The sequence below is a fragment of the Stenotrophomonas maltophilia group sp. RY12688 genome, from assembly GCF_052149045.1.
Taxonomy (GTDB): domain Bacteria; phylum Pseudomonadota; class Gammaproteobacteria; order Xanthomonadales; family Xanthomonadaceae; genus Stenotrophomonas; species Stenotrophomonas sepilia.
In genome coordinates, this window is record NZ_CP197389.1 from 2,532,242 (window position 1) to 2,545,677 (window position 13,436).

Below are 13,436 nucleotides of genomic sequence, written 5' to 3' on the forward strand. Positions count from 1 at the left end.
ACCTGCCATGACTCAGCCCCGGTAGGTGTCGACCTTGGTCGACACGCTCCTGCGCCATCGCGGATGCCGGCCAGCGACCGGCACTACCACGTGCTACCAGGCACGGCCCGGCGTCACCCTGCGGGCCTCAATACACCGGTAGATCGATGTAGCTGGCCTGCGCCGCGCTGTGCCACACGCGCTGCGTGGCCTTCTGGTAATCGCCCGGCTTGGCCAGGTAGATGTTCGGCACGTAGGTCTGCGGGTTGCGGTCGTACAACGGGAACAGGCTGGACTGCACCTGCACCATCACCCGGTGGCCCTTCTGGAACGTGTGGTTGGCGTTGGGCAGGTCAAAACGGTACGGCAGCACCTGGTTGGCGGGCAGCGGCTTCGGATCGCTGAAGCTCTCGCGGTAGCGGCCACGGAAGATCGCCAGCGACACCGGCAACTCATAGCCCCCCATTTCCGGCGTCGACGCTTCCTGGTCCGGATACACGTCGATCAGCTTCACCACCCAGTCGCTGTCGGTGCCGCTGGTCGAGGCCTGCAGGTGCACCACCGGCGCGCCGCCGATGCGCAACGGCGCGGTCAGCGGTTCGGTGATGAAGGTCAGCACATCCGGACGACCATCGACAAAGCGCTGGTCCTTGACCAGCCAGGTGGTCCACATGTCGCGGTCACCGAAGCGGACCGGGCGCGGCACGAACGGCACCGGCTTGGCCGGGTCGGACACGTATTCCTCGAAGTCGCCCTCGCCCGCCGCCGGTGCCTGGAACGCCAGCTTGCCGCCGGCGCGCAGGTACAGCGGCTTGCTGCTGGCGGCACAGCCCTTGTCGCAGCTGCGCGGCCAACCCTTCAGGCGGTCCCAGTGGTTTTCGCCGGTGTTGTAGATCAGCACCGGCGGCGTATCGGCCTTCGGCGCGCCATCCACCAGGTACTGGTCGAAGAACGGCTTGAGCACATCGCGACGGAACTGCAGCGCGGTATCGCCATCGAACTTCAGCGCACCGAGCTCGCTGCCGCCGTAGTTCACCTGGCTGTGCCGCCACGGGCCCATCACCAGGTAGTTGCGGTTGTTGCCGCTATCGCGTCCTTCCATCGCCTGGTAGGCGTGGTTGGCACCCCACATGTCTTCCTGGTCCCACAAGCCCTGCAGCCACATGGTCGGCACCTTCAGCGGTGTCTTGGCCATCACCGCGTCCAGCGCCTGGCCCTGCCAGAAGCCATCATAGGCCGGATGCTCGACCAGCTTCTTCCACCAGGTCAACTGGTCCACGCCGGTGAAACGCGCGTAGTCGCCTGCCGAACCGATGCGCAGGAAAGTGCTGTAGTCGTCGTAGCCGAGGCTGGGCAGCGGCGTACCCTTGCCGCGCTTCTCGGTCTGCATGGCGAAGTAGTTGAAGTTGACCTGGCGGAACGCACCGTAGTTGAGCCAGTCGTCGCCCATCCAGCCATCGACCATCGGGCTCTGTGGTGCGGCCACCTTCAGTGCCGGGTGCGGGTCGGTCAGCGCCATCACCACGGTGAAGCCCTCGTACGACGAGCCGAGCATGCCGACCTTTCCATTGCTCTCCGGTACGTTCTTCACCAGCCAGTCGATGGTGTCCCAGGCGTCGGTGGAATGGTCGACTTTGGTGTTGTTCAACGGCCCGCGCAGCGGCCGGGTCATCACGTAATCGCCCTCGGAACCATACTTGCCGCGGATATCCTGGAACACGCGGATGTAGCCGCCGTCGACAAACACCTCGTCACCCTGCGGCAACAGGTCGCGCATGCGCGGCGAATCACTGCGGCTGGCGCGACCGGCAGCATCATAGGGAGTCCGGGTCAGCAGGATCGGCGCATTGTGGGCGCCCTTGGGCACCACGATCACCGTATACAGCTTGGTGCCATCACGCATCGGCACCATCACCACGCGCTTGTCGTAGTCGCGACCGACATCGGGGGCAACGAACGGCTTGCCGCTGATATCCGGGGTCATCGGCGGGGTATCGGCGGCCAGCACGGTGCTGGACAGGCAAAGGGCAATGGCTACAGCGACGGCACGCACACGCATGGACAACCCCTCCCGGCAGGAAAGCCCCAAGCCTACTCCTGCCTGGCGCCGTGAAGTGTGTGCAGGCTTTGCATTCTTCGGTGGATGCGGGCAGGACTGATGGCACATGTGCCTGCGGTGCCGCTGCGCTCGTCGGCGAAAGGTAGTGCCGGCCGCTGGCCGGCAACCGCGTAACGCGCCCCAGGATCATGAAGTTGCCGGCCAGCGGCCGGCACTACCCGATCAGGCTGCCGTTACTTCATGCAACGCCAGCCAACGCCAACGGCCGTCTTCCTGCCGCAGCACGGCCAGTGCTTCACGCCAGGCCATCCCACCTTCAGCAACGCCCTGCCCTTCACGGTAGCGCAGCATTGCCAACGGTGCCGGCACCGCAATGAACTGCAGGGCATCGATTTCGATACACAGGCCCGGGCGGGCACCGTGGCCGCCAGCGAACATGCCGGCCAGTGCTTCGCGGTCCAGGCGCTGCCCAGCAATACCGACCATGCTGAAGTCGGTGCAGAAATGATCCATCAGCGCATCCAGCGTACTGGCGGCTGCTTCCGCACGGAACCAGGCCTGCAGCTTGGCGATCAGATCATGGAACTCGTTCTCTGCGGTCATCGTCATTGCATTGTCTCGGGTTGGGAAAGAGAGATCGATTGCGAACGGCGCAGCAGCGCCATCGGCAGCAGCGTCATTGCAGCGGCCAAACCCAGCGCCACGCTGGTGGCGCGTGCCGGCAGCCATTGCATGGCCAATGCCAGCAGCAGTGCGATGGCGGCGGTGCCGAGGCAGAAGCTGAGCTGGCGGTTGAGGTTCCAGAGTGCACTGGCATCGCCCAACGCCTCACCTTCCACGCCATGGAAGGCCAGCGTCTGCGCGGTGCTGCTGCACAGGCTGCCGCCGGCGCCCATCAGCGCGAACAACAATCCGGCCAGCACGAAGGCCGGCTGCGGCAGCAGCGCCATCAACAACAGGCCGCTGGCCTGCAGGAGCATGCCGGCGCGCAGTACCGCGGCCGGACCGAAGCGAGCCAGCAGGCGCTTGCTGGCCATGATCGCGATGGCCGCAGCCAGCGCCCAGGGCAGCATCAGCGCGCCGATGCGTGCCGCGCTGTAACCGGCGTGGTGCAATTGCAGGGTACTGACCAGTTGGCTGCCGATGAACACACCGGGTACGGCGAGATACACCAGCATCGCCAGCCGCAGCCCGCGATGGGACAGCAACGACCAGCGCAGCAGTGGCTGCGCCTGCCGACGTGCATGCCGCAGGTGCGTCGCCGCCAGCAACAGCGCGGCCAGCAGCAACACGGCACCTGCACCGCGATGTCCCGATTCGCCCAGCCAGGTCAGCGCCAGCAGCAGCGCGCCCAGCGCCAGCATCGCGGTGGACAGGGCATAGGCCTGCAGGCGCGGCGCACTGCGCGCGCAGTCGGCCGGCATCCAGGCCAGCACCAGACCGATGGCCACCACCGCCAATGGCAGGCTGGCCCAGAGCACGCCGCGCCAGGACAGCCACTGCACCAGCAGCCCGCCCAGTGCCGGTGCCAGGGCCGGCACCAGAAGCGCCACCAGCAGGATGCGACGGGTCAGCGCGCCACGTTGCCCGGCCGTGCATTGCCGGTACGCCGCGGCTTGCGCCACGGGAATCAGCAGACCGCCGGCCAACCCCTGCAGCAGGCGCCATCCGAGCAGCCAGCCGATCCCCGATGCGGAACCTACCAGCGCAGCGGCAACCGCGAACAACAGCAACGCCACCAGCAGCAAGCGACGCTCGCCACAGCGCGCGGCCAGCCACGGCGCCAGCGGAATCACCACGCTCAGGCCCAGCATGTACGCCGTGCCGACCCAGGCCAGGGTGCTGACGTCGGCGTGCAGCTCCGCTGCCAATGCCGGATAGGCCACCGTGGCGATGAACATGTTGACCAGATCCAGGGCGAATACCAGCAGGAAAATCGCCTCATGGCGCAGGCGGGGGGACGGCATCGGCGGCGCTCCAACAGAGAAGCCATCAGCATGCCGCCCGGGGGGTTGTTGGAAAAACACGACAGCACCTGCGACACTGTCAAAACTGTTTTGACAATGAATCGCCATGGTCAGCCTCGATCGCTTCGATATTTTCCGTGCCGTGGTCGAAGCCGGCAGCCTGACCGCTGCGGCCGATCGGCTCGGCCTCAGCCGCGCGGTGGTCAGCTTCAACCTGAAGCGGCTGGAGCAGGAGCTGGGCGTGACCCTGCTGTTGCGCAGCACCCGCCACTTGGCCCTGACCGAGGCCGGCGAGCAGTTCCTGCAACATTGCGTGCAGGCATTGGATGCTGCGCAGGCGGCGATCGATGCCGCGCGCCGCGACCAGCACCAGCTGCAGGGCGTGCTGCGCCTGACCACCACACCGGAGTACGCCCAGCTACGCCTGATTCCCGCGTTGGAGGCGTTCCGCGCGCAGCACCCGGCCCTGCAGCTGCACCTATCAACTTCTCCAGCGCCAGCGGACCTCATTCCCGAACGCTTCGACCTGGCGATCCGCCTCGGCCGCCTGCCGGATTCGGGCCTTCACGCCAGTGAATTGGAGCGCCACCCACTGTGCGCGGTGGCCGCTCCCTCGCTGCTGGCGCGTCTGCCCTCTGCCGAGGCTGCCGATGACCCGGCACAGCTGGGCACCCTGCCCCGCCTGGGCTATCCGCGCCTGGCCGATGTGCCGGTGATCGCGCCTGATGGCAGCGGCGCCCTGTTTGCCACCAACCCGGGCAACGCGGTGGTACGCGTGGATGGTGCCAGCAGCCTGCGCGCGTTCGCCCTGGCCGGCGCCGGGGTCACCGTGCTGCCACGCTGGCTGATCGAGGACGACCTGGCCCAGGACCGGCTGCGCCCGGTGCTGCGCCAGCACCGCTTCCCGCAGCAGAGTGTCTACGCGGTCTACCCGCACAGCACGCAGCCCTCACCGAAGGTACGGCAGCTGATTGATTTCCTGCGCGACCGGTTCGCCACATAAAAAGGGGACGGAGGGGATTAAGTCGTTTATGCATAAACGACTTAATCCCCTCCGTCCCCTTTTTCAGACACGGCCCTGTGCGGGCCGTGTCGTCAGGCATCAGCGCAGCACCTGCTCCACCAGCTGCACGTCCACGGTCTGCAGCGGCTCGGCGGCATTGCGCGCCAGCTGCACCTGGTAGGTGCCACCGTCGATCTTCCACTGGCGCGCCTGTGCATCGTAGTGGGCCAGGGTCTTCGGCTCGGCTTCGATGCGGATGCGGCGCTGTTCGCCCGGCTGCAGGTTCACCTTGTCGTAGCCGATCAGGCGGATCGGGGTGGTGCTGCCTGCCGGCAGCTTCAGGTACAGCTGGGCCACATCGGCGCCGGCGCGCTTGCCGGTATTGCGGATATCGACGCTGGCGACCAGGCGCGAGCCTTCCACGCTCACCTTCAGGTTGTCATAGGCGAACGAGGTGTAGGACAGGCCATGACCAAAGGCGAAGGTCGGGGTCAGGCCCTTGACCGCCATCCACTTGTAGCCGACGTTGGCGCCTTCGATATCGAAATCGAACACATCACCGAACGGCTTGGCCGGCTTGAAGCCGAGGCCATCGATATGCGGGCGCGGCAGCTGCGATTCGTCCGTCACCCAGGTCACCGGCAGGCGGCCCGACGGATTGACCTGACCGGTCAGCAGCGCGGCGATGCCTTCGCCGCCGCGGATGCCCGGGTACCAGGCCTGCAGCATCGCTGGCACCTGCCCCAGCCAAGGGGTGCGCACCGGGCCGTTGGTTTCCAGCACCAGCACGGTCTTCGGGTTTGCCGCGGCCACCGCCGAGATCAGTGCGTCCTGGTTGTCCGGCAGCTGCATGTCCGGCAGGTCCACCGATTCGGCGGCCCACTGCGTGGCAAACACAATGGCCACATCGGCCTGCGCGGCGGCCCTGGCCGCAGCGGCGGCATTGGTCCCGTCCACATACTCGATGGTTGCGTCAGGGCGCGCCGCACGCAGCGATTCCAGCGGCGAGGACGGGTGGAAGATCACCGGGCCCGGCCAGGTGGTCGGCAGTACGCCCGGCACCGCGTTGGTGCCCTTGGCGGTCACGCCCACCATCGACGAACCACCGCCACCGATCACGCCCTTGTCGGCGTGGCCACCGATGATGACAATGCGCTTCACGCTGTCGGCCAGCGGCAGCAGGTTGCCTTCATTGCGCAGCAGCACGCTGCCCTCTTCCACCGTGCGCTGGGCCACGGCGAAGCCGGCCTCGGCATCCACCTTCTGGTGCTGCGGCGGGTTGTCGAAGTTGCCGTGCAGGAACATCGTGCGCAGGATGCGCGTGACCATGTCATTCAGGCGCGCCTGCGGCACCACGCCGCCATGCACGGCCAGACGCAGCGGTTCGTCGAAGAACACCGCTGCGTCGAACACTTCACCGGCCGACTGCTGGTCCAGGCCGGCCAGCGCCGCCTTCGAACCGCTGTGCACGCCGCCCCAGTCGGACATCACGAAACCGGGGAACTTCCATTCCTGCTTCAGCACCTGGTTCATCAGGTAGCCGTTCTCGCAGCCGTAGGTGCCGTTGATCTTGTTGTACGAGCACATCGCCACGCCCGGGCGGCCAGCCTCCAGCGCAATCTCGAACGCCAGCAGGTCCGACTCGTGCATGGCCTGTTCGCCGATGCGCACGTCGTGGAAGTTGCGCCGGGTCTCCATGTCGTTCAGCGCGAAGTGCTTCATCGAGGAGATCACGTGCTGGCTCTGCACGCCCTGGATCAGCGCGCCGACCATCGAACCGGCCAGCAGCGGGTCCTCACCGGCATATTCGAAGTTGCGGCCGTTGCGTGGATCGCGCTGCAGGTTGACGCTGCCCGACAGCAGGATGTTGAAGCGCTGCTGCCATGCCTCGCGGCCCATGGTCGCGCCACCGGCGAAAGCCACTTCGCGGTTCCAGCTGGACGCGGTGGATGGGCCCGATGGCATCGCCGTGGCGAAATCACCCGGGCGGATGCCGCCCGGATTGGTCACGCCGACACCGGCATCGGCCGACTGCTGCGACGGAATGCCCAGCCGCGCCACGCCCGGCACGAAACCGGCCGAACCGACCGCGCCTTCCGGCAGTGGGCCACCATCCTTGCCCAGCCCGAAGTAGCTGTGCAGCATCTGGAACTTCTCATCCTCGGTCATCGCCTTCAGCAGCAGCGCGGCGCGCGCATCGGCGTTGAGGGTGGTGTCCATCCACGGCCTGTCGCCATGCGTGTCGGCGGCATAGGCCAGTGTCAGCAGGGTGGCGCGCAAGGCGCTGCCTTCCACCTTGAACGGCGCGCTGCTGGCGGCCTGGAAACCATCGCTGAAATAGCTGGCATCGGCTTCCAGCGCCACACGCGCCGGATCGAAGCCGGCGGCCTTGGCCGATTCACCGGCCACCGCGCCGAGCAGCACCGCCGGTGCACCCAGCCGCGAACGGGTGACCAGCGCTGGCAGCTGCGCGGCACCTGCACCGGCATCGGTATAGACCGCCACGGTGTGGCGGCCATCGTCCAGGCGCAGGTAGTTCAGGCCCGGCTGGTCCGGGCCGGATTCAGCGGCGATCGGCAGCCGGGTCAGTACGGCCTGGCCGCGCTGGGTCTGGCCATCATCCCTGCCCGCGGCAATGAAGCGGTATTCGTAACCCAGTCCGTCGGCCAGCACCTGCAGCGGATCGACCTGGCCGATGCCGCGCTGCACCTGGCGTACGCTCACCGCGTCCACCTGCAGGGTCTTCAGCTGGGCGGCCAGGGCCGGCATCGCCTCGGCGGTCGGGGCCTGTTCCAGGGTCAGCACGGTGAACGCGGCAGGGTCGGCCCAGGCCGGAGCGGCCAGTGCAGCGGACAGGGCCAGGGACAGTACAAGCTGCTTTGTAAACGTTTTCATCGACGGGCGTAATTCCGTTGCCAAGGCAATCGGTCCAGGGAAAGTGCCGCCGAAGGGTGCAGCGTTCATGCCGCGCAGGGGTTGCCAGGCAACCTCCCGCAGGCCGAAGGACGGGCCGGTCTGCGCGCGGGACCCTCCTCCCGCCGTGACAACCTGCCTGCCCGGGCCGCGCAGGGCGACCCAATCCTGTGAAGATTGTGCGAGGGCGTTCACACCTGTCAACAGGACCTAAGTCACAGGGGCGATCCCAGCCTGCAGTTATCAGGCCATCACCGGCGGTCATCAGCGCGCCGTGCGAGGCTGCCGATAATGAAGGTCCCTGGCCACGAACCGAGCCCATGACCGTCCACCGCGACTTCGACCATCTCTGGCGCGACCGCTGCGATACCTCCAGCCAGCGCGCACCGCGCGTGCTGATCCGGGTGTTCGTGGCCCCCGGTGAGCTGGAACGCAGCGTGTCCTTCTACGAGCAGCTGCAGGGCGTGGTGGCCGATGCGGGCTTTCCGTTTCCGGAGGCCGGGCTGCGCCTGGCCATGGTCGGTGCGTTCCTGTTGATCGAGGGCAGCGAGGCGGCGCTGGCGCCGTTCACCTCGACCACGGGGACACTGCTGGTCGATGACGTTCGGCCTTATCACGACAAACTGGTTGCCGCCGGCGCCGAGATCATCTTCCCGTTGCAGGTGGTCCCGACCGGGGCGGCGTTCAATGCGGTGCATCCCGATGGCACGGTGGTCGAGTACGTGCATCACCGGCCGGATCCGCAGGGGCGGTGAGGGGGCGAACGGCCAGGCTGCGCCCGGCCCCCGCGGTAGTGCCGGCCGCTGGCCGGCAACCTCAGAAGCAACAGCCGAAGCAAAAGCGGGCTTCCTGTGGGATGGCGGGGTGGGTCCGGTTGCGGGGGACGCCGTGAATCCGTCCCTGGAGGCTCGGTCGCGCCATCCATGGCGCTCACGCCCCCGCAACCGGACCCACCCCGCCTTCGACAGTTCGTCGCAATCTGCAGTAGATCCACGCCATGCGTGGATGCTCTTCGATCAATCGTCGAATTACTCGATTTCGATGGAGATTCATCCACGCATGGTGTGGATCTACAATCCCTCCATGCCCTCCCCCGCCCTGCCCTGGAATGGCACGCTGCTGCTGGATGCTCACGTGGCCGTGTTGCAGGGGCGTGCCGGTGACAGCGATGTACACGCGCACTATGCCCATCAGCTGCTGTTGAGCGAAGCCACTCCCTGGCACGTCGAGATCGACGGTGTGCGCCAGCAGGGCCAACGGCTGTGGGTGCCGTCGTTCCGGCCGCACGCGATCCTGTCGGCACCGGACGCGGGCTGCACGGTGTTCCTTGAGCCGGCGCATGCCGACCTCGAACAGATCCAGCAGCACCTGCACTCGCTGCCCGGCACTGCGGCCGGGCTGCACCGCTGGCTGCCACGGCTGAGCCGCGCGCAGCCACTGGACCGGCGGGTAGAGGCGGCGCTGGCCCGCATCAGCCACTACCTGCCTGGCCCGGTGCCGGCTGCCGACATCGCCGGAGCCGCGCACCTGTCGACCAGCCAGCTGCACCGGCGTTTCCAGTCCGACCTGGCGGTGACCCTGCGCGGCTGGGTGCTGTGGCAGCGTTTGCGTACCGCGCTCGCGCACCACCTGCAGGGGCACAGTCTGACCGCCAGCGCGCATGCCGCCGGCTTCGCCGACCTGGCCCATCTCTCGCGCAGCCTGCGCCGCATGTTCGGCATCGGTGCCGCACAGCTGCAGGGCCTGCAGTTGCGCGCGACCTGACACGGCCGATCACCCACGCCTGCGCAGGCCTTCGGGCAGCTCCGGCACCTCGCCATGCGGCAGTTCACGAAACGGCGCCAGCAGCTGCCCCGCGTAATCGCGTGGATAGTCAGGTTGGCTGCCGATGCCGAGGTCGCGTTGCTGCAGTCGATAGCCCGGCGCATCGAAGGCGGTCCCCAGCAGGTGATCCCAGACGGTCAGGAACAGGCCGAAGTTCACGTCACCGGCGGTGCCGTAACGTATGTGATGGAAGCGATGCAGCGGTGCCCACGCCATCACCCGGCCCAGCACACCCGGGCGCATGTCCACGTTGGAGTGCTGCAGCAGCAGCTGGATGGCGATGGCAAACGCCAGCACCGCCGCCACCGGCATCGGCAGGCCCAACAGCAGCAGCGGCAGCACGCCGCCCACCGCTTCGGCGGCCTGGTGCAGTGGGTGTTTCATCAGCCCGTTGAAGCCATACATGCGGGTCACGCTGTGATGCACGGCATGCAGGCGCCATAGCCAGCCGATGCGATGGCTGGCGTAGTGCACCAGGGTGATGCCGAGATCGGCAGCGATGATCGCCACCAGTAGCTGCAGTGCGAACGGCCACTGCAGCGGCCACAACTGCCACGGAATGATCGCCGCCAGCAGCGGCACCGCCGCGATCAACAACAGGTTCAGGCCTTCGTTGACCAGCGCGTGCAGGGCGTCACGCACACGGTCGCCGTGGTCACGGTTGAACGCAGGGTCATACGGCCAGGCGCGCTCGGCGACGAACGAAACCGCAATGGCGATCGCCAGCAGGGTCAGCAGCCACAACGGATCGCCATGGCAGTGGCCCACCCAGACGACGGCAGTGGCGACGAATCCAAGCAGGAACAGCGGGGCATACAGGCGGAGCATCCAGTGCTTCATGGGCAACCCGGGAAGTGAGGGGCCTGCATGCTGGCGTGGCGTGTGGGTTGCTGGCTTGAACAAACGGCGCAACCCTGCGGGCACCACGCTTCCCACATCCACGCATGGCGTGGATCTACAATGACGCTCTCATCGCGCCCGGGACCGGCATGGACTCCTTCAACCTGATGCGCGCCTTCCGCCGCATCGTCGAACGCGGCGGGCTCGCTCGTGCCGCCGAAGACCTGGGCATGTCGCCGGCCGGCCTGAGCAAGCAGTTGCGCACGCTGGAAACGCATCTGGGCGTGGTGCTGCTGCAGCGGACCACGCGGCGCATGAGCCTGACCGAAACCGGCCACGCCTATTACCGCGAATGCTGCCGCCTGCTCGACGAGCTGGAAGCGCTGGAACGCGGCATCGCCGAACAGCGCGGCGAGGTGGCCGGGCGCCTGCGCGTGAACGCGCCGCAGTCATTCGCACTGAGCACGCTGTCGCCGCTGCTGCCGCGCTTCCTGCAGCAGCATCCACAGTTGTCGCTGGACCTGGTGATGGAAGATCGCCTGCTCGATGCAGTCGGTGAGGGTTTCGATGTGTCGCTGCGGCTGCGTGCCGAGCTGGATGATTCACGCTTGGTGGCACGCCGGCTGGCCTCGCTGCAGCAGGTGCTGTGCGCGGCGCCCTCCTACCTGCGGCAGCATCCGGCACCGCAGGCAGTAGGGGATCTGCAGGCCCATAGCGTGCTGGCCTACAGCCTGTCCGACTCACCGGGCAGTTGGCCGCTGCTCGGCCCGGATGGCCAGGTGACGATCACCCTTCCGGCACGCGTGACCGTCAACAACAGCCTGCTGCTGCGTGACCTGCTGGTGGCGGGCATGGGCATCGGCGCCCTGCCTTCGTTCCTGGCCGCGCCGGCATTGGCGCGGGGCGAACTGCAGCAGGTGCTGCCCGACCACCGCTATCCGCCGCGCTTCGTGCATGCGGTCTACCCCACCTCGCGCCACCTGCAGCCCAAGGTGCGTGCCTTCATCGACTTCCTGCACGCCGAGCTGCCCGGCTGCGCCGGCCTGGATTCGTAACTGCCAGCGAAAACTGAGCTGTCCGCAGCGTGCTGTTTCGGCCACGCCGCGCTGCCTACTCTGCCGCCTCTCCTCTCACCGATGGCAGGCAGATGTCTCCCGTTCCTTCCCCCGCCACCGCAGCGCCGGTGGTCGATTTCTTCCACGACGTGGTCTGCGGCTGGTGCTTCGTGCTGGCCCCGCGCCTGCAGCAGGTCTCCGCCGAACTCGGCATCCAGGTGCGCCACCGCAGCTTCGTGCTGCAGGACTCGCGCGCGCAGATGGTCGAGGTGTTCGGCTCGATGGCGCGCGCCAAGGCGATCATCCTGCGCCACTGGACCGACTGCGCCGCGCATGAAGACATCGCGCGCATCGATATCGAAGGCATGCGCGCACAGGACTTCGAGTATCCGTCCGGCTGGCTCGGCGCACTGGCCTGCCAGACCGCAGGGCTGATCGGTGGCAATGATGCCCATGGCGCGATGTTCGACGCGGTGCAATGGGCGCACCTGCACCAGCACCGCAACATCGGCGATGCCGAAGTGCTGCTGGATATTGCCGAATCGCTGGGCCATCCACGTGGCGCCTTCGCTGACCACATGCGCAGCGACGCGGTGCGCCAGCGCGTGCAGGCCGATCGCGCCGAAGCTGCCGCGCTCGGCATCCGCTCCATCCCCACCGTGATCGGCGGCAACGGCCTGCGCCTGCAGACCCTGCCGCTCCCACACCTGCGCCAGGCCCTGGCGCCCCTGGTCGCGGCCTGAGCCGCCCCCTCCCCCACCCTGCAAGGAGATTTCCCCATGACCCCACGTACCCTGTCCACCGCGCTGGCCCTGCTGCTGGCCGCCACCGCCGCGTCCACCACCGTGTCCGCGCACGAACGCGTTCCCTCCGGCCAGCAGGTCGGCACCAGCCCGTGGGGGCCGAAGGACGAGATCGGCCGCCTCAACCTGATCACCGAAGCCTCGCGTGCGGCGATCCTGTCGCGGGTCAGCGGCGGCAAGGCCTATGACCTGGCCACCGACTACTACGTCGGCATGCCCAGCTGGCAGGATGCCGGCGACCCGCACTACCAGTTCTGGATGACCCACACCCCGCGCGGCACAGTGATGGACGATCCGATGGGCGTGGGCGAGGCCATGAACCTCACCCGCAGCTACACCGGCACCGCGTTCTCGATGTACAGCCACACCGGCACCCACATCGATGCGCTGAACCACTTCGGCATCCACGGGAAGATCTGGAACGGCTTCGAGGCCGACAAGCACCTCGGCGACCGCGGCTGGAATGTCACCGGCATCGAGAAATTCCCGCCGCTGATCGCGCGTGGCGTGCTGATCGACGTGGCCGGCGCCAAGGGCGTGGACATGCTGCCGGACAGCTACCGCGTCACCCGCCAGGACCTGAAGGATGCGCTGGCACGCCAGAAGGTGAAACTGCAGCAGGGTGACGTGGTGCTGATCCGCACCGGCCGCATGCGCCTGTTCGAGCAGCCCAGGGCCTACATGGCCAACCCGCCGGGCATGGGCCTGGACGCGGCACGCTTCCTGGTCGAGGACGGCGGCGCGATGATCGTCGGCGCCGACAACCTCAGCTTCGAGACCTTCCCTTCGGAGGTGTCCGACGACTACGTGCCGCTGCACACCTACCTGCTGGCACAGCAGGGTGCGCCGATCATCGAGCTGGTGGCGCTGGACGAACTGGCCCGCGACAAGGTCTACGAATTCGCCTTCATCGGCGGCCCGCTGAAGATCCGCGGTGGCGATGCCGCGCCACTGCGCCCGGTGGCGCTGCCGGTGCGCCCGTAACCAGGGGCA

General features: G+C 67.5%; 11 protein-coding genes. 6 read left to right on the forward strand and 5 right to left on the reverse strand.

Going from position 1 to position 13,436, the window contains the following annotated elements; genetic code table 11:
• Positions 1 to 127 precede the first annotated feature (127 nt).
• The 3 genes from ACS0OT_RS11910 to ACS0OT_RS11920 form a co-directional block, all read right to left on the reverse strand.
• Positions 128 to 2,038, reverse strand: coding sequence for a CocE/NonD family hydrolase (locus ACS0OT_RS11910; RefSeq protein WP_164093513.1), 1,911 nt, complete (start codon positions 2,036 to 2,038; stop codon positions 128 to 130).
• A 222-nt stretch (positions 2,039 to 2,260) separates the two neighbouring features.
• Positions 2,261 to 2,647: a DUF4440 domain-containing protein gene (locus ACS0OT_RS11915; protein ID WP_005417047.1), complete on the reverse strand. Its 387-nt coding sequence runs from the start codon at positions 2,645 to 2,647 to the stop codon at positions 2,261 to 2,263.
• On the reverse strand, positions 2,644 to 4,005 hold the full coding sequence (locus ACS0OT_RS11920; protein WP_139727265.1) for an MFS transporter: 1,362 nt from the start codon (positions 4,003 to 4,005) through the stop codon (positions 2,644 to 2,646). The genes ACS0OT_RS11915 and ACS0OT_RS11920 overlap by 4 nt, the downstream gene beginning before the upstream one ends.
• Before the next feature lie 106 nt (positions 4,006 to 4,111).
• Between ACS0OT_RS11920 and ACS0OT_RS11925 the strand changes: the two genes are divergently transcribed.
• Positions 4,112 to 5,008: a LysR family transcriptional regulator gene (locus tag ACS0OT_RS11925; protein WP_065178502.1), complete on the forward strand. Its 897-nt coding sequence runs from the start codon at positions 4,112 to 4,114 to the stop codon at positions 5,006 to 5,008.
• 99 nt (positions 5,009 to 5,107) lie between these two features.
• On the opposite strand, the gene ACS0OT_RS11930 is transcribed toward ACS0OT_RS11925, so the two are convergent.
• Positions 5,108 to 7,903: a beta-glucosidase family protein gene (locus ACS0OT_RS11930; RefSeq protein WP_081275781.1), complete on the reverse strand. Its 2,796-nt coding sequence runs from the start codon at positions 7,901 to 7,903 to the stop codon at positions 5,108 to 5,110.
• Positions 7,904 to 8,241: 338 nt separating this feature from the next.
• Here ACS0OT_RS11930 and ACS0OT_RS11935 point away from each other — a divergent pair, with 338 nt between their 5' ends.
• On the forward strand, positions 8,242 to 8,676 hold the full coding sequence (locus tag ACS0OT_RS11935; RefSeq protein ID WP_005417059.1) for a VOC family protein: 435 nt from the start codon (positions 8,242 to 8,244) through the stop codon (positions 8,674 to 8,676).
• A gap of 304 nt (positions 8,677 to 8,980) precedes the next feature.
• Entirely contained in the window at positions 8,981 to 9,685 is a 705-nt protein-coding gene (locus ACS0OT_RS11940; RefSeq protein WP_065178503.1) for an AraC family transcriptional regulator, read from the forward strand.
• A gap of 9 nt (positions 9,686 to 9,694) precedes the next feature.
• Here the strand turns inward: ACS0OT_RS11940 and ACS0OT_RS11945 are convergent, their stop codons facing one another.
• Positions 9,695 to 10,573 carry a sterol desaturase family protein gene (locus tag ACS0OT_RS11945; RefSeq protein ID WP_442255829.1) on the reverse strand — a complete coding sequence of 293 codons (879 nt, stop codon included), beginning with the start codon at positions 10,571 to 10,573 and terminating at the stop codon, positions 9,695 to 9,697.
• A 116-nt stretch (positions 10,574 to 10,689) separates the two neighbouring features.
• On the opposite strand from ACS0OT_RS11945, the gene ACS0OT_RS11950 reads away from it, so the two are divergent.
• The 3 genes from ACS0OT_RS11950 to ACS0OT_RS11960 all read left to right on the forward strand — a co-directional run bounded on the left by ACS0OT_RS11950 (position 10,690) and on the right by ACS0OT_RS11960 (position 13,427).
• Positions 10,690 to 11,640: a LysR family transcriptional regulator gene (locus ACS0OT_RS11950; RefSeq protein WP_176556926.1), complete on the forward strand. Its 951-nt coding sequence runs from the start codon at positions 10,690 to 10,692 to the stop codon at positions 11,638 to 11,640.
• Positions 11,641 to 11,732: 92 nt separating this feature from the next.
• The gene (locus tag ACS0OT_RS11955; RefSeq protein ID WP_053499638.1) at positions 11,733 to 12,383 is read left to right on the forward strand and encodes a DsbA family oxidoreductase; all 651 of its coding nucleotides are present in this window, start codon (positions 11,733 to 11,735) and stop codon (positions 12,381 to 12,383) included.
• Between the two features lie 36 nt (positions 12,384 to 12,419).
• The gene (locus ACS0OT_RS11960) at positions 12,420 to 13,427 is read left to right on the forward strand and encodes a cyclase family protein (RefSeq protein WP_065196109.1); all 1,008 of its coding nucleotides are present in this window, start codon (positions 12,420 to 12,422) and stop codon (positions 13,425 to 13,427) included.
• Positions 13,428 to 13,436: the final 9 nt, after the last annotated feature.